Origin of the sequence: Flavobacterium sp. (genome assembly GCF_965277525.1) — a bacterium.
GTDB lineage: Bacteria > Bacteroidota > Bacteroidia > Flavobacteriales > Flavobacteriaceae > Flavobacterium.
The window spans coordinates 324,739-342,471 of sequence record NZ_CBDIDC010000002.1 but is presented as its reverse complement, the minus strand read 5'-3'; the positions used below and the strand labels follow the sequence as shown (position 1 = coordinate 342,471).

Below are 17,733 nucleotides of genomic sequence, written 5' to 3'. Positions count from 1 at the left end.
AAAAAAAATATTTAATTTAGCAGTTAATTCTTATTTTTTTTCTGTTAACAAATTAAAATCGCAAATTACCATGAAAAAAACCCAAATTTTTACGAGTACAGTTCTTACGTTGTTTAACCAAATTTTTCTTAAAAACCCCCTAAAAACTGCACTTGTTTTTAATGATGAGAGTATAAATTATGATCAGTTAAATGCAAGATCCAATCAGCTTGCTCATTATTTAAGAACAAAAGGAGATTTTCTCAATGTTCCGATTTGTTTTTCTTTAGAGCAATCCATAGATAAAGTTATTGTTATGATGGCCATCTGGAAAGCAGCCGGTGCCTATGTATCACTCGACCCTTTATATCCTCAATTAAGGCTTGAACATATACTGAACGACACTAACAGCCCTATCCTTATTACTTCGCAGGTATTGTCTGAAAAATTCAACTTTTTTAACAAAGAAGTAATTGTAATAGATAATCCCCAAGAAGCTGCTTTTATCACCAATTGTTCAGAACAATCATTAGCAGAGAATGGGATATCTGAAGGATTAGCTTATCTGGCCTATACCTCAGGAAGCACCGGTTTACCAAAAGCAGTCATGGCAGAACATAAGGGATTATTAAACTTTATAAAATATTTTGGCGAGTTCCTTAATGGCAGTCCTGATGATGTAGCTTTGAATATTTCGTCTTCGAACTTTGATGGTATTGTTCTTGATCTTTGGGTTCCCCTGTCTCTTGGAATGACTGTTTGTTTATATCCCGATAACAGAATTCTGGGTGATGCATTACTTGATTATATTCGTAAAAACGAGGTTACCGTTTTGCCATATCTGCCGGTTTCTATTTTAGCAACACTGCCTACAGATCAGCATATTGGACGGCTAAGAAAAATTTTTACCGGTGGAGAAGCACCAGCAGAACACGTAATACAGCCTTGGAGAAAATTGGTCACACTTATTAATATCTACGGCCCTACTGAAACTACCGTGGTAGTATGTGGCTTTGAGTTCTCTGATAATCACCCTTTAACCACTATTGGAAAGCCTTTGCCAAATGTTGAATTTTATGCACTTGATGACCAACTTAAACCTGTACCCAATGGAGAAATCGGGCAGTTACACATTGGAGGGGTTCAGGTTTCAAGAGGTTATTTTAATCAACCTGAACTTACAGCCGAAAAATTTGTTTATTACACAAATCCATTAGGTAAAAAAAAACGTGTTTACAAAACTGGCGATCTTGTTCGGATTTTGGCTGATGGAAATACTGAATTTATAGGCAGAGCCGATCAGCAATTTAAAATTCGTGGATTTAGAATCGAACTATCCGAAATTGAAAATACAATTCGAAAATCAGGATTAGTAGAGAATTCCTGTGTTATTGTAAAAGGAGACAGCCCTGATAATAAACACATGGTGTGTTATTATAAGAAAAATTCGCAAAGGGATACTTTCCCTGAACATATTCGTTCCTATCTATACGAACATCTACCCAATTATATGATTCCGTCCCGATTTCTTCAGGTCGAAAATTTTCCGCTTACCTCAAATGGAAAAATTGATCGAAAAGCACTAGGCAATTATGATTCAAATCAAGAGGAAGAAAGACAATTTGTAGATCACCCGAGTACTGAACTTCAAAAAAAGCTGGCTGAAAGCTGGAAATCAATCTTAAGAATAAAAACAATAGGAATAAATGACAACTTTTTTCATTTTGGAGGTAATTCTATTTTAGCCTATAAATTGGTTTCTTCCATTCGTCAAAAATTTCAATTCACATTACAAATTACTGACTTGTTTTTATATCCTACTGTTAGTGAATTGGAAAACTATATTATAGACAAACAACCTGAGTTACATACAGAAGAGCTTATTATTAGTGCTCCGGATAAACCTGTAAAATTATCGGCACAGCAACAAAGCCTCTGGTTTTTAGACAAGCTTCACGGAAGTTTACCATATCATATAGGAGCATTATATCCTGTAGAAAAAGGAATTTCAATAGCAATACTCGAAAAAGCATTCCGAATATTGATGCACAAACACAGTATATTAAGAACTTTAATTCATGAAGAAGATCATACTGCTTATCAAACGGTAATAAGTGAAAATAACTGGACACTCCAACAATTATACGATCCCAATTCCTTGCAAGAACTAATAAATATTCCTTTTGATCTTGAAAAAGATTATATATTACGAGCTTATCTGGTTTATGAATCTAACGAAATTACATCCCTATTTATTATTATTCATCACATCGCTGCTGATGGCTGGTCGATGTCATTATTAACAAAGGAACTCAATGACATATATATTCAAATTCAGAATAAAAAGGAACTAATTATATCACATTATCCGATACAATACAGAGATTATTCCAACTGGCAGCTTAGTTATTTGAATTCCGAAAAATGTAAATCCGGTATTGCTTTTTGGAAAAACTATCTCGAAGATATCCCAGTATTGCAATTGGCCTATGATTATTCTAAGCAGCATTTTCATAATAATACCGGACAACAATACCGTTTTAAAATAGAGCCGGAATTAGCCTCAGTCTTACGAAAATTTTCAGCAGAGCAGCATGTTACATTGTACATGACTTTACTGTCTGCTTTTGGATTATTGATGCAACATTACAGTGGGCAGCATGACATTTGTATAGGAAGTCCCGCTGCCAACAGAATTCCATCTACTGTTGATGAAACAATTGGTTATTTTGTAAACATGCTTCCTGTCCGAATACAAATTAAAGAAAATCCTATCTATGAAGATTATCTGGCCGAAATAAAAAAAATGCTATTGACAGTATTTCAACATCAGGAAATTCCACTGGAAACAATTATCAACAATGTTATCAAAGATCGATTTACGGGACATAATCCATTATTTCAAACGGTCTTTGTTTTACAGGATACTGCAGAGCAAAACGCTGTTCACACACCTGTTAACGGCCATAATCCTAACTGGATCTTTAATGAAAAATCCAAATTTGACCTTCAGCTTGAAGTTACGCCAATAAATAATGAACTTGAAGTAGTGATAGAATATAGCAACTCTATATTCAAAGACGAGACTATAATACAAATGGCGAAAGATTTTCAAGTCATATTAGAATCCATTGTTCGCGAACCTGAGAAAAGAATTGGGGATTTTGAAATTTTATTGGAAACTCAGGATAAAGATGAAGCACAGAATCTCTCTGAGACTCAAGAAAATACATTTGAAGAAACTTTGGTGGGAATGTTTGAGAATCAGGTAAAGCATAATCCTGATAAAACAGCTCTTACTTTCAACGGAGATACAATATCGTATTTAGAACTCCATCTGCAATCAAGTAAAATTGCGGATCAGCTATTAGCGATGGGAGTCAAAAACAATGAATTTGTTGCTTGTTATCTCGAGCAGTCTATCGAACGTATAATTGCTTTATTAGGGATTATTAAAGCAGGAGCCGCATACATTCCTTTAGATACCAGCTACCCTATCGAAAGGATCGCTATTTTGCTAAGAGATACTGATCCTGCATTACTTATTACCAGCAAAAAGAATAGCGACATAGATGAAAAGGTACATGTTTGCGTATTAGATATTGAGCACATGCTCTCTTACCAACCTAATATTGAATCTAGAAAATCAAGTTATACTGATACACATTCTCCAAACGATTTAATTTATGTTATTCACACTTCCGGTACAACAGGAGTTCCCAAAGGTGTAATGATTGAACACAAAGCAATTAGCAATTTTATTATCGAATATGGCAAAATATTAGAAATAAGCAACGATGACCGCACGCTGCAATTCTCTCCTTATAACTTTGACGGTTCGATTATGGATATCTGGATTCCACTTGCCAAAGGTGCTTCTATTTACTTATACCCTAACAATAAACTATTAGGAGATTCTCTTTCTGATTTTATTACTCAACACCATCTTACCGTTGTTCCTTATATCTCACCGTCAGTTTTATCTACTATTTCGCTTTCCATACAATTGCCCCATTTGCGCGTTATCGGTACAGGAGGAGAAACCTGTCCTGTTGCTATTAGCAAACACTGGATGCATCAGCTTAAACTTGTAAACGGTTACGGACCCACCGAAACTACCGTTGCTGTTAATCATCATGTTTACGATGATAAACACCCCGCAAATACATTAGGAACAGCCATTAATAACATGAGGCTTTATGTACTGGATAATTACTTGCGTAGAGTTCCTGTTGGAGTTATAGGTGAACTTTATATCTCCGGAATACAATTATCAAGAGGTTATCTTAATCAGCCGGAACTTACTGCTGAAAGATTTATAACTAATCCGTTTATAAAAAACAAAGAAGACAAACTATACAATAGAATGTATAAAACCGGAGATCAGGTTAGAATATTATCCAGCGGACTTATTGAATATGTTGGAAGAATAGATCATCAGGTCAAAATAAGAGGATATCGTATAGAAGTGACTGAAATTGAAACGGCACTACAACAAGTAAAAGGAATAAAAAACGTAACAGTACAGGTTCATACATCTTCAGAAAATATGTTATCATTAAGGGCTTTTATTACAGGAGGAATCACTGTATCTACCATCAAAACTGAACTTAGCAAGAAACTTCCATCTTATATGATTCCAAATCAGATCATACCAATAGATAAAATTCCTGTTACTGCTAATGGAAAACTGGATATGGCAGCACTCTCTTTATTAGCTGAACAAAACTTTGATGAGCAAGAAGAAGACACACCTTTAAATGCCTGTGAAGAAACCCTTAAAGTGATCTGGAGTGAAGTTTTACAGCGTAAGATCAATTCTTTACAAGATGATTTTTTTCAGCTAGGTGGTCATTCACTTCTTCTGACAAAACTGTACAACAAAATATCCCACCATTATCCCGGCAGGATTTCCCTGAGTGAATTGTATATCAACAATACCATTAGAAAACTTGCTTTATTGATAGAAGAAAGAGAAAATATTGATCAGATCGATCATTATAGTTTCGGAACAGATCCTTTAAGCCAGGAAATCAAAAGAGACATTCATGTCACTCCTTCTGAGTTTCAGGTAGATCTTGAACACAAAGGAGATTTCGAGAACCCTAAATTTACTTTACTCACAGGAGCTACCGGTTTAGTAGGTGTTAACATGTTATCCGATCTAGTGCAGACGACAACAGCTGTTATTTATTTACTGATTCGTGCCGACAATGAAAAACATGCTGAAGAACGCCTGCTTAAAACCATTAGAGAGCAGCTGCTTCCTGAAAACACTTATAACAAAGAACGCGTAAAACTACTTACCGGAGATCTTTCTAAACCGCTTTTCGGCTTGTCACCTGCTGTATATGAAGGACTCACACAAATAATTGATGTAGTATATCATGCCGGAAGTGCCGTCAACTTCATTCAGCCCTACTCTTATATGAAAGCCGCAAATGTCGAGGCACTTAAAATCATGATAAAGTTTGCAACAACAATCAAACTAAAGCAAATATGTCTTCTATCAACAGTTGGAGTATATAGCTGGGAACATCATTTTACTAAACCTGATCTTATTATGGAAAGTGATTCGATAGAACCGGCATTCAAATATTTAAGCCGTGATATGGGGTATATCCAGAGTAAATGGGTGATGGAACAAATTGCAATGCAGGCTATACAACAAGGAGTTCCTATTATTATTTTTAGACTGGGATATGTTTTTTGCCACAGCCAAACTGGTGCCACAGCCAAATACCAGTGGTGGAGCCTGCTGATAAAAGCTTGTATTAAGCTAAAACAGTATCCAATACTTATAGATCAAAAAGAAGAATTGGTTTCAGTTGATTTTATTAGTAAATCTATCGCCTATATTTCTAAAAATCCAAAAGCTATCGGCGAAATATTTCATTTAAGTCCAGCGCCAAAAGACAATATGACGGTTATGGAATTTTTTGAAACACTTCAAAAAGAATTTAATCTGGAACTGAAACCTTTACCTTATCAAGAATGGATGAAACTTTGGGAAAATGACGAAAAAAGTCCTTTATATCCGCTCTTAAGTTTGTTTAAATTCAAAGTATATGACAACAAATCTATTATCGAAATTCATCAGAATACCCCGGATTTTGATATCACCAATACTATGAAATTTTTAGAAGGGTCTGATATCGACAGCACAATTGTAAACCGAAATATGCTCGAAACATATTGCAGTTATTTGGGCATTCAGATATAAAAACTGGTACTAAATTCTTTTATAATAAATGGTTTGTACCTATGGAAGCTATAGTAGTTTACACCAAATTTAACGACCAAAATAAGGCAGCCATTTACAATAAATGGCTGCCTGTTTTATCTCCTGAATTAAAGGCTAAAAATCTTAAATATCATAATCAGGACGATCGCATTCGAAATCTTCTTGGAAAACTTTTACTTATAAAAGCATTAGAATTATCTGGCAGAGGCTACACATCATTAAACGATTTATACAATAATGAATTTGGAAAATCTTACTTATCCTCTGATTTTGATTTTAATATTACACATTCCGGTTCTTATGTTTTTTGTGCAATTGGTTCTTCTTCATTAGGTATTGATATTGAAGAAATACTCCCTTTAGATTTTACTTCGGTAAAAGAAAGTATGAACAAAACCGAATGGGGAATAATTAATAATGCCAAATCCCCTTTACATGAGTATTATAAATACTGGACCATAAAAGAGTCTGTTATCAAAGCCGATGGCCGTGGGTTTTCTATCTCTTTAGATAAAATTCGAATTGAAAACAATCAAGTAAGAATAGAAGATAAAACCTGGTACATACGAAAATTATTCTTTGAAAAGGGATATTGTGGATGCCTTGCTACATTAGAAATACCGAATCTGATCAAAATGATTTATATAAATTTTGATTAAAAATTTAAAATCTATAAGCACTACAGAGGGATGCGTTCGAAACTTTATTTTTGATGCCTATTTCAAAAAACAACTAAACTAAACTAAAGATATTTCTTACATTAAATTAAAGAAAAGTTGCTTATTACATAACGATCTAAGAAGTTGTACTAATGTCATATTATGTGGTTCTGTCGCATCTGTCAAAATCAAATATAAAAATTTAAGTAATTTAAAAATTAGTCCGCCAATTTACAGAATGATTTAAACATAGATATCCCCGGTCCAACCAATTGATTCTTTCTCAGCATATGCACAACCTCAATTCTGGAGTTGCTACATTTACTGGGACATAAATTTTAAGACTGTTTAAATAAAAATAAATATCTTAGAATTATGAAAAAACGAGTTTACAGTGCTGAGTTTAAATCATCAGCAGTACGATTAAGTTACGAGCGGGAAAACATCAAAGAATTAGCAGATGAACTAGGTATCCAGGTACAGCGTATTTATAAATGGAGATCCTCTGAAAAAACATTTACTAATCCAAAACCAATTATTTCTAAAAAAACAGAAACAGATTCTTTAGAAGTAAAAGAATTACGAAAAGCTCTTAAAGAAAAAGAATTAGAGCTTGAGATATTAAAAAAGGCCGTTCACATCTTTTCCAAGAGCGATGGGAAATCTACCAATTCATAGTGAGCTATAAACATTTATATCCTATTGAAAAGATGTGCAGCGTTTTAAAAGTAAGCCGAAGCAGTTATTATAGATGGTTTAGCGGCGGGCCTTCTAATAGATCTATAGAAAATAGTCTATTTACAGACTTGATAAAAGAAGTTTTTGATTTAAGCAGTCAAGTTTATTGTATGCATTATAACATATATCTTTTTCTTCTAAATCAATATTATATTGTTCTTTAATACCTCTAAAAAGTAAAATCCTTCCTAGAAGAGATAATTGTACGTCTTGCCACATTTTGTATTTTTTAATCTTTTTTACAAAATCAAATGGAAATTTTGACAACTCATTTTGCAGCAAATTTTCGTGATTTTCTTCTGACAAATACGAATAGTAGATATAAATCAAAGTAGTTTTTATAATTAAATTAATAAAAAAAACTAAAATATAAAGGGACAATACAAAAAGACATTATCCCTTTTAAATAAGAAAATTATAATTCCTTAAAAAATACCCATAAATTCTAAATACGGCGTCATCAGTTTTTTATCAAAAACTGGAGGTACTAAATTGGCATCTTCTAAAAATTGCTTTGTATTACTTCTGTCGTAATAATAGGTGTTTTCATAAGCTTCTACTAACGATTTTCCTTCGTGCACATCTTCTGTAAACAGACTTAGCAAAGGATATATTGGCAAATTATTATCAAATTTCCACTGATTTAGCCATTGGTGGTATTCCATTCCTTCTAAATTCGTATCGTAATACTCATTCATTTTAGCACAGAAATCTGTTAAGGAAACATCATTTTCTGCCAAAGGAGAAAGATGAAAATTTAAACCTACTGCTTCTTTCTTTTTGCTAATGTGCATAATGGCTTTACACATATAATCTACCGTAGTGAGTTCATCCTTCAAACCCATTACTAGCGGAAATGACTTAAGCTGTACACAACTTCTTATAAGTGCTCCCCACCACTGATTCATGACTGTTGCGCCCGAAGTACTGTGACATACTGCAAAACCCAATCTGAAATTGATAACAGGAAGTCCTTTTTGTTTGGCTTTTTCGGTAATACTTTCCATTACCCATTTGCTTTTTATGTAACCTAAATCACGGGAAACTGCAGCCATGTTTTGATCTATAGCATCGTCTTCATACATCCATGTTTTTTTTGTAAAAGATCTTCCCCAACTAAAAACACCCATAGAGGATAACAGTACCAGAAATTTTATTTTTGTAGTAACGGCAAGATCAATAACATTATGCAAACCATCAATATTCGATTTTTTAATTAAAGGATAAGGCTGCACATAACTTACTGAACTTCCGGAATGATAAATAACTTCTATTTTCTTTGTAAGAAAATGATAAGCCTCATTTTCTATCCCAAAATGAGGTAATGATAAATCACCAATGATAGCTATAATTCGATTATCATAACTTACCAACCAAGGTAATTTGAATTTTGCAAAAGTGCTTTTAATACGTTCCAGTCCTTCTTCAGGAGATGAAGCGCGGACTAAACAATATATTTTGGCAATTGTATTTTGAAGTAATTCTTCTAACAAATGAGAGCCTACAAAACCAGTTACTCCCGTTAAAAAAATATTTTCAGGATCACTTAATACGGCTGTATCTGGTACTTTATCTACGCTAAAATCAATGTGCAGTTCAGAGTCCTTAATTAACTCATTTATCATTATCTGAGCTTTCGTTTTTTGAGAAATTTCTGTTTCAACCATTCGTTTTTCAACTTCTTTTACAAATGCGGAAATAGTGGTAAAAATATAAAGTTCAGGTAAGCTAATTCGGTTTCTGACAGGTTCAGGAAGAAGAACATGAAGTTGAGCCAATAATAAAGAATGACCGCCCAGATCAAAAAAGTCATCCTCATCTTTAATCTCTTCTATTGAGAGAAGTTCTTTCCAGATATGTTTTACAATTTCGGTAAGGTTGTCTTCTTTCCATTTAGGAAGAGTATTGTTTTTTACCTGACTTTGCGGAATTTCTAAAAGTGTTTTATCTATTTTCCCTGCGTGTGTCAGAGGCATTTTATTGACAACAACAATTTTATCAGGAAGCATATATAATGGCATGATTTGCTGCAATTTTATTTTAATATCTTGTAACGATTTTGTTTCATCGTCATGAATACCAGCAAGCTGAATAAAAGCAGTAAGTACGGGCAAACCATTTTCTTTTTTTTGTACTTTTACTGCTGTATGTGAAATTTGCGGTAATTTTGCCATATTATATTCAATCTCTGCTAGTTCAATTCGGTAACCTCTAATTTTAACCTGATCGTCTTTTCTTCCATAAAATTCCAGATTTCCATCAGGTCTTTCAAGTACCATATCCCCTGTTTTATAGATGATGTTATTCCCTTTTAATTGATTTAAAAGCCACTCCGGAGCTTTAATAAAAGCTTTTTTTGTATCCTCTGGTCGGTTTAAATAGCCTAATGCTAATTGAGAACCGCCAATATAGAGCTCTCCAACATGGCCTTTTACTACGGGTATAAGGCTTTCATCTAATATAAATAATTTTACATTAGGCATCGCTGATCCTATAATTCTGGGGTTTGCTTCTTCTTTAAACTCATAATTACTTACTGCAACGGTAGCTTCTGTAGGTCCGTAACTATTTATCAATTGTATTTTTTTGTACCAAGACTTTACAGTGCTTTCGCTACAAGCCTCGCCACCAATTGCAATAGTCTTTAAATTTCCTATAGGTTTATTTAATGGTAATGAAGCCAATACCATTGGAGGCATTAAAGGCACTGTATCAATATGATGAGCGACAATAAAATCTAAAAGAGGCTCGCCAACAATCTTATTATTAGGATATAAATATATTGTAGCACCTTTAATCAAAGGCGTCCAGATATCTATTATTGCGGCGTCAAAACTAGGCGAAGCAAATTGCAATGTTATGCTGTGAGCAGACAAACCTAAAACCGCTGCTTGTTCTTGTACAAAATTGTAAAAGGAGTGATGTGCAATAACTACTCCTTTTGGAATTCCTGTACTTCCGGAAGTATATATAATGTAAGCTGGATTTTGAGATAAGATTTCAACAGGAATATTATTGATTCCTATTTTTTTATAACTATCATCCTGAGATAGAAGGTCTAATGCTATGCTTTGAATTTCATTATTACCCGTTTTATCCAAATAATCCTGAACAGTCAGTAAAAGATTAATTTTTGAATCTGTAATCATTAAGTGTATTCGGGCTTGGGGTAATTCGCTATCAATAGGCAAATAAGCTGCACCTGTTTTTAAAATGGCTAAAAAAACAATAATACGATTTGCTGATTGCGGTAGACATACTCCCACTTTTCCTTCTTGACTGATACCTTGAGATTGCAAATAACGAGCTAACTGATTCGCTTTTGCATTGAGATCTTTGTAAGTGATTTTCTCAACATCATTAATAATGGCAATTTTATCAGGATTTTGTTCTGCTATTTTTTCAACTTGTTTTACAATGTTGACAGCATTATTCAGAAACCTGTTTTTCAAAAAATCATCTCTTTGTTTTTTACTGTTTGTATTTGTTTCTTTTTTCATGGGGCTGAATTATATCTTAGAATTACAAAAAATTAAATGGTTATAAACATCAAAACACACACTAAATTAACTGAAAAACATCTTACAAATTAAAAAAAAACAAGACACACATAAAAACTAACACACTGCAAACAAATATATTACAAATAAACAAACTATAATTAATAATTTATTCATTTTTGTAATATATTTAATAAATTATTTTATCCTCGAGATTTACTATATATTTCCCGAAACGATGCGTACTCTGAGTTTAACTACGAGAATAGTCGATCCTAATTTTGTAAAGATTACTAGCACCCATTTTTATTATGATACGAGTCAAGGTTCTGTATGATATGGTTCAGTCGCATCTGTCAGAATAAAATATAAGGATTTAAGTAATTTAAAAGTTAAACTGCCCATTTACAGAATGATTTAAACATAGATATCCCTAGTCTAATCATGTGATTTTTTCTAAGCAATACACCAACAAAACATAGTAGAGATGAGAACTTATAAAAGAAAAACACCTGAAAAAAAAAGCTTTTACAGGTGTATAATTAAATATATTTGCCTAATAATCTGTATCGATTATTTAGGACTAGTCATTTTATCGTTTTGAAATATCATCAATGCGAATCCTAAAAACATAAGATCTTTTACAATAAAAAAATCAGTTACGAGTACTCCATCCACTACTTTCCAAATTCCTGGAGTTGTAAATAAATAACTCAATGTTGTAAGGAAAGTTACGATCATCCCTATCGCGGCATATTTTCGTAAGAATGCAAATTTTACACTAAATATAAGAAGTAGGGCAATGACAATTTCTATGATTCCAATTAAATTTGACACTGCCTGATCACTCATAATATCATATAAAAAAAAAGTGAGAAAATGGTTTTCTACTAAGTTCTTTATTCCTGCAGCTTCGGTGGGAGTAAATTTGAGAATTCCGATCCAAAGTAAAATAAGAGCTGTACCAAAAAACGAGATATAATACCCCATTTTATAGGTTGGTGATTTTTTGTTTATTGATTGTGAAGTGTTTTTCATATTTTTAATAAGTCTTATGATTATTCAACGCTACTCGGATGTGCTATAACAGGACAGTTAATCATTAAATTTACAGGACGAAGCCCTGTAAAGCTATTTACTTCTCCGGTTTCAGCAAGACTAGTTAAATATCCTTGTGCAATTAGGTTTTTCTGATCTTGAATAGATGTAATTCTTCTTACTTTGTTGTCAGTAAAAGCTTGAGCAGTCCATTTAGACACATGTGCATCCCAAAGTGGACTATAATTATTACTCAAAGATGATTCTTCATTTTTTGGTGCAAGAGGAAATACATTAATAGGATCTACACCTGCATTATGGATTGAATAAGAAAATCCCTGACCTTGCCCTGTAGAAATATCAGTAATCCCGTTAGCGTTAGGAGAAAACCCTAAGAAAGCAGATTTGTCTGTAGGTAACGACTTCCCAAAAGCTGGTATTTTTGCTAATCTCGAAGCCGAGACTCCTTTTTCAAGAGTAGCTGGTAAATTATCTGTTGCATCTGTAACTAAATGAAAAAAGTATTCTTTTCCTCCTCTAAAGCCATCTAAAATAGATAAAATTACACTCATTTTATTCTTATCGATTGCTACTAAACGATCATGATTCCCTGTGTCATTGCTTACCATCTGAGCATTTAATACTTGCCCGCTAGGAAGTACAACAATTGAAGACCACTCCGTATCGGCGATTGCCCCTGGTGAATAGGATTGTGGAGGAAAGTAGTCTGGAGCATTACCCGGAACAATTGAAAGATTTGGAGAAAAATCTACGTTCCCTTTAAATTTCATATGCCCGTTTTCAATAGTTACATATTGCTCCCCCCCACTACCAATAGCATTTACGAGTTTGGGCGAATAATTAACCCCCATTTGCTTTGCAATATTATAATCAGAAGCATCGGTAATAATGTAATAAACATTCTTGCCATTAGGAGATATACCAATAAAAAGAGGCAATGTAACAGTTGCATTATTTTTAGATAATTTTATCGCTAAAGCGCTTTTTACGTAAACACTATCCTGAACTCTAAAATTAACACCTTTACCAGGTTCATACATGGCTCTTCCTCCTTCAAGAGCTGATGTTGCAAGTAATTGTCTAGCCTCATTCTGTTTTTCTGTTTCAGGTAAAGAATGTTTATCATTATTATTTGAACATGATAAAAACATAAAGCCTAAAGCTAATGTTGAGAAACTTAATAATTTTTTCATAATATATATATTTAAAGGATTTAATTATTAAAATAGTTCGATTTACATGTGGTATTGATTACAATGCTATAATGATCATCAAGCTATTATTTACTGTACAACTATTTTTTTTATAACCATTTACAGGTGAACTCGTAAGTTGTTTCTACATAAGTACATTATAACTTTTGGGAAATCACCTAGTAAGATTTGAATTTTCCGTATTTTATTTCTTACAATTAAAACAAGAGTTACGCATTGAGGAATTTATCCTTGTTTTTAAATAGAGTAAAATGTGTTTGATTGTTGGTTAAATTGCATTCATTTCAATAGCATTAATCATCATCTTAATAGGAAAGCCATAAGTTTACATATTTGTCTGGTTGTTATTTGTTTTTTATATTATAAAACAATTATACACTAAAATCTAAATCAAAAAAACTAAAAGATACAGAGCTCCTTTCTGCCTTCCATGCAAAGATGATCTTTAAAGAAAATTAAGCTTTAAATATTTCATTTATTGGTGAACTATTTATTTTCTAGTTTTTTCAATCTAAATACCCAGTGAAATATTTCTTATATACTTTAAACAATTGAATACCTGCTAAAGCAATAAAAAAAAACGGAATAAAAACAGTCAATATGCCCTTTGAAAATTGATTTGGCTCTATAACAGATTGCAATATTATTATTACGCTTAACATTCCTAAAAAAACGCCTATTAAAGTCCCTACAATATAATAATATTTTAACTTCCTTTGAATTGTAATATATTTTTCATTTAGCAAATACAGATTCCAGCTTGTCCAAAAAGGCAATTGTAAAAAATTAAAGCCATTCAAAATTATGCCAATTACAAAAGGAGAATAGATCAAATATTTACCTAAATAATAATTAGACTTTGTTGACTGATTAAAATTCAAATAAAAAACAAAAGCTAGGATAAGCATAAAACCAACTGAAAACAGATCAATAATTTTCATAAGTTTTCTATTTTTTATAAGTTGTTTGGCGAAAAGCAACGTAAAATAAATTACAAAGGTCTCTACAAATACGACTCCAAACAAAAAGAAAATCAAATTATGAAGTCCTGATTTTGCATAGATTTCTAGTCCAACTAAGTTTAAATACCCTAGCGGAACTGATCCGAGAAAACTTACCAGAAATCCAACTGAGATATTTTTTACTTTTTTCATTTTTAGAAATTCATTATTTTATTGTTTTGTTCCAAATGCAATCTGTATTCCCGTATGCCTACTTTGTAGTCTAAATACGGAACGCCCATTTTATGGTTTTCAACACTTATTTCATACATATAGGTAATATGTCGCGCCAGTTCTTTCCAGGCAAACCATACCGAATGTTTAGGATCATAAATATGTGTGGGCTCACTCGCCGCGCCGTTTAACTCTACAATCTGAAAATTTTCTCCTCGTTCTAATTCTTCAAAGGTGTTGTACATGATATCAAAACGTCCGAAATAGAATTCCGGAATTTGAGCAGCGACTTCATTGATCATCTTAGTTAATCTTGGAGTAACCCAGTCGCTACCATCCAAAAATTTTGCCCCCCTTGCATGATTCCCGAACGGAACTAGATTTTTGGTTTCGCCTTTCTGTAAGATTAGATGCAATTGATTGCCATATTCTTCTCTTAAAACATCTAGCTGCAACTGAAATCTTGGGGTTTGTTTGATTAAATATTCAATTGTAGATTTTCCGTCTCCTATAACAATTAGAAATTCTTTACAAACAATTCCTGTAATTTTTCCGTTTTTATGACGTGGATGACGGACATAGAAAATACCAACTTCATTTTTGAACGGAATCAAATCCTGCAATAAAAAATCAAAATTTGCTTTTTCGCTATAGTCTTTCAGTTCCGATACCGTTTTAATTTTTTTTACGCCTGAACCACGCAATCCAATATCCGGTTTTGCTATTAATGGGAAATATATTTGCTTTTCAATTACCTTATCTACTATCGTTTTCAAATCCGCATGCTCCTTAATTAAAATAGTTTTTGGATAATATTTTTTAGGAAGCAAATCATAAATTTGTTTTTTGCTTTCCATAATAAAGCCTCCGTTTTTAATTTTCGGATTAGAGGCATTAAAGAAAAAAATAGATCTTGCTTTGATCGCATAATATACCCAAATAAAATAGATAGGAACATACAAAATCTGAAATGGCCAATACTCCCAATTAGTTACTTTGTGAAAAAATAGTTTCATCTTTGCATGTTTTTAAATTCGAATTAAAGTGGTTGAAAAATATTCTCTTTTAACTAAATCATAATATTTCATTACATTCTTATTTTGCTCTATTACCGTTTGGGTTACACTCAGGGTCTTCATCATGTTATCTCTATTAATAATTAAACCATTTTGAGTATCATCGCTGTGTGCGTTTCTATGAAAATTGAGCATATCCAAGAACGAGATTTCATTTTTACCTTTCAAAAAATCAAAAAACCAATCTAATCTTTCTTTTCTAATTTCGTCTAAATATAAAGTAACTGACGACCAAATATAGTTTTGAGATTCATCCAGTTTTTTAGATATTTTTAGAAAACCATCCCAAATCAATTCATACAACATTTTTTCATGATACAAAACCAAAGTAAAAGGTTCGATGTTATCCAAATCAATTTGTTTCCAAAAATACTTTGGAGACTCATTTGCAATAATATCTAAAACGATTAATCCGCGGCTTTTTCGATAAGGCAATACTGGATTGTGTTTGGTGGTCCCTCCATTTAATAAAACCAGAACAGTTCCGTCTTCATCCATTGCAAACCAGGTTCCTCCTGCTTTTGAATCCTTTGGATACATAACATTTTTTCCGTTGTGCACATAATTTCTTGGCACAATAGCCCTGGGACGAATTACTTTTTCATCCCGGTTCGAAGTAATAATTACAACTCCGTTATTATTTACAAAACTTACTGTACACATTGTTTTCTGTATTCAATTGTCGAGTGTGCTACGCCAAAATTTTCATCTATTAAAATATTTTCGAATTGCAAAACGGCAACTTTTATTAGAGCCTGATGATGAACACAATGCTCTAAATTATAAAGCAATTCTCTATAATAATTACTTTGAATTCTGATCGTGAGACGATCTATAAACTGTTCCAAATAAATTATTTTATTCTCACTTTTCAATCCTGATTTAATTTCAACAATGCATTGTTTGGCAAACTCAGTTTCGGTTTGAATTCGATTATTTCGCTCACGGTCATCATAATTTAAAACTCCCGAATGATAATTTTGTTCCAGACATTGAAACATCTCGAGAATATGTCTTGTATGTTCGCCGATAGTTGCATTGCTTAACGCCTGGCAAGACTTTGAATAGTCTTTATCAGACAATTGATTCAATAAACCGTTTAACTTATCTAAACTTTGACATATTGATTTTAGTAACATAATTCTTTAATTTAAAAGATTAAACAATTTGCTTTTGTTGTAATAAAGTAAACCCAGACAGCATAGCAGTGTAATAACAGCCAGACTAAAAAGTAATCCGCCGTCATCTTTCACCACGAGTCCCAAAACAAATAAATGTGATAAAATAGCTCCACTCATAATTCCGCATCCACCAATGGCACCAATCCAGCTCGTTCTAGGAATCAAAATTAAAATGGCTACAATCAATTCCGCAATTGCAGAACCAATTCTTCCATATGGTTCTATTCCTAAAGCAGTGAAAATATAGATACTTTCTTCTGCTCCGCTGAATTTAAAATATAAGGTTTGCAATAAAATTACCGACGCCACAATTCTGAGTATCCATAGTAAGACTTCCTTTTTCATGACTCTCATTATTTATAGATTTTTTTCCAATTGCTATCTGCCTTTCTTCTTAAATTGCCCTCGTCTTTGTTCCAGCTTTTCAGCGTATTGTTAAAAAAAGAATTGTAAAACAAAAATAATTTACCATCAACAATTTTAAAAGTTTCCGGATTTATTTCGACTTTTTCACCTGCACTTCCCATAGCATAAGCACACCAGCCACCATATTGCGGTTCATATTTCGTTGGATTTTTTATAAATGAATTTTTATTTTCACCTGATGAAAAATTATAGATTACACCTTGATAAGAAGTTGAAATCTCTTTTTTCCCTTTAATTGCTTTTCCCTGATTAAAATATCCTACCGGATCATACCCCTGAATGGCAAGTTTATTTTCTAAATTATAATGACTAATTCTTTTGGCATCATTTTGAGCAAATGAAATTCCTGAAACCAAGATCCATAAAAGTAATAATAGCTTTTTCATTTTTTTAAATTTTAAGTTTTTTAATGTTGAAAAGTAATTCTATAGTTATGTGCTGTCTAAAATCAGCAGGAGTATATTCAAAAAGTATATCGCTCT

13 protein-coding genes are annotated in these 17,733 nt (G+C 32.6%); 3 read left to right on the top strand and 10 right to left on the bottom strand.

Features of this window, described 5'->3' with window-relative positions; translation table 11 throughout:
- Nucleotides 1–70 precede the first annotated feature (70 nt).
- From ACQY44_RS03605 to ACQY44_RS03595, 3 genes are all read left to right on the top strand, one after another.
- Nucleotides 71–6,202: an amino acid adenylation domain-containing protein gene (locus tag ACQY44_RS03605; protein WP_428229048.1), complete on the top strand. Its 6,132-nt coding sequence runs from the start codon at nt 71–73 to the stop codon at nt 6,200–6,202.
- A gap of 41 nt (nt 6,203–6,243) precedes the next feature.
- Nucleotides 6,244–6,882, top strand: a complete 639-nt coding sequence (locus ACQY44_RS03600) for a 4'-phosphopantetheinyl transferase family protein (protein WP_428229047.1) — start codon at nt 6,244–6,246, stop codon at nt 6,880–6,882.
- A 375-nt stretch (nt 6,883–7,257) separates the two neighbouring features.
- Entirely contained in the window at nt 7,258–7,560 is a 303-nt protein-coding gene (locus tag ACQY44_RS03595; protein ID WP_428229046.1) for a transposase, read from the top strand.
- A gap of 120 nt (nt 7,561–7,680) precedes the next feature.
- Here ACQY44_RS03595 and ACQY44_RS03590 read toward each other — a convergent pair whose 3' ends face one another.
- The 10 genes from ACQY44_RS03590 to ACQY44_RS03545 all read right to left on the bottom strand — a co-directional run bounded on the left by ACQY44_RS03590 (nt 7,681) and on the right by ACQY44_RS03545 (nt 17,637).
- Entirely contained in the window at nt 7,681–7,926 is a 246-nt protein-coding gene (locus tag ACQY44_RS03590) for a hypothetical protein (RefSeq protein WP_428229045.1), read from the bottom strand.
- Between the two features lie 119 nt (nt 7,927–8,045).
- A complete protein-coding gene (locus ACQY44_RS03585; RefSeq protein WP_428229044.1) occupies nt 8,046–11,120 on the bottom strand; it encodes an amino acid adenylation domain-containing protein in 3,075 nt (1,024 codons plus the stop codon).
- Between the two features lie 573 nt (nt 11,121–11,693).
- Nucleotides 11,694–12,158: a DUF417 family protein gene (locus ACQY44_RS03580; protein WP_428229043.1), complete on the bottom strand. Its 465-nt coding sequence runs from the start codon at nt 12,156–12,158 to the stop codon at nt 11,694–11,696.
- Between the two features lie 20 nt (nt 12,159–12,178).
- Entirely contained in the window at nt 12,179–13,372 is a 1,194-nt protein-coding gene (locus tag ACQY44_RS03575; protein WP_428229042.1) for a DUF7482 domain-containing protein, read from the bottom strand.
- A 527-nt stretch (nt 13,373–13,899) separates the two neighbouring features.
- On the bottom strand, nt 13,900–14,547 hold the full coding sequence (locus ACQY44_RS03570; protein WP_428229041.1) for a hypothetical protein: 648 nt from the start codon (nt 14,545–14,547) through the stop codon (nt 13,900–13,902).
- Nucleotides 14,548–14,549: 2 nt separating this feature from the next.
- Nucleotides 14,550–15,584: a D-alanine--D-alanine ligase gene (locus tag ACQY44_RS03565; protein ID WP_428229040.1), complete on the bottom strand. Its 1,035-nt coding sequence runs from the start codon at nt 15,582–15,584 to the stop codon at nt 14,550–14,552.
- Nucleotides 15,585–15,596: 12 nt separating this feature from the next.
- Nucleotides 15,597–16,307 (bottom strand): NRDE family protein, encoded by a 711-nt coding sequence (locus tag ACQY44_RS03560; RefSeq protein WP_428229039.1) that lies wholly within the window; start codon nt 16,305–16,307, stop codon nt 15,597–15,599.
- A complete protein-coding gene (locus ACQY44_RS03555) occupies nt 16,295–16,783 on the bottom strand; it encodes a DinB family protein (protein ID WP_428229038.1) in 489 nt (162 codons plus the stop codon). Before ACQY44_RS03555 ends, ACQY44_RS03560 begins: the two co-directional genes overlap by 13 nt.
- A gap of 6 nt (nt 16,784–16,789) precedes the next feature.
- Complete coding sequence (locus tag ACQY44_RS03550) at nt 16,790–17,170, bottom strand: DoxX family membrane protein (protein ID WP_428229037.1); 381 nt, start codon at nt 17,168–17,170, stop codon at nt 16,790–16,792.
- Nucleotides 17,171–17,178: 8 nt separating this feature from the next.
- Nucleotides 17,179–17,637 carry a YHS domain-containing (seleno)protein gene (locus ACQY44_RS03545; protein WP_428229036.1) on the bottom strand — a complete coding sequence of 153 codons (459 nt, stop codon included), beginning with the start codon at nt 17,635–17,637 and terminating at the stop codon, nt 17,179–17,181.
- Nucleotides 17,638–17,733 lie beyond the last annotated feature (96 nt).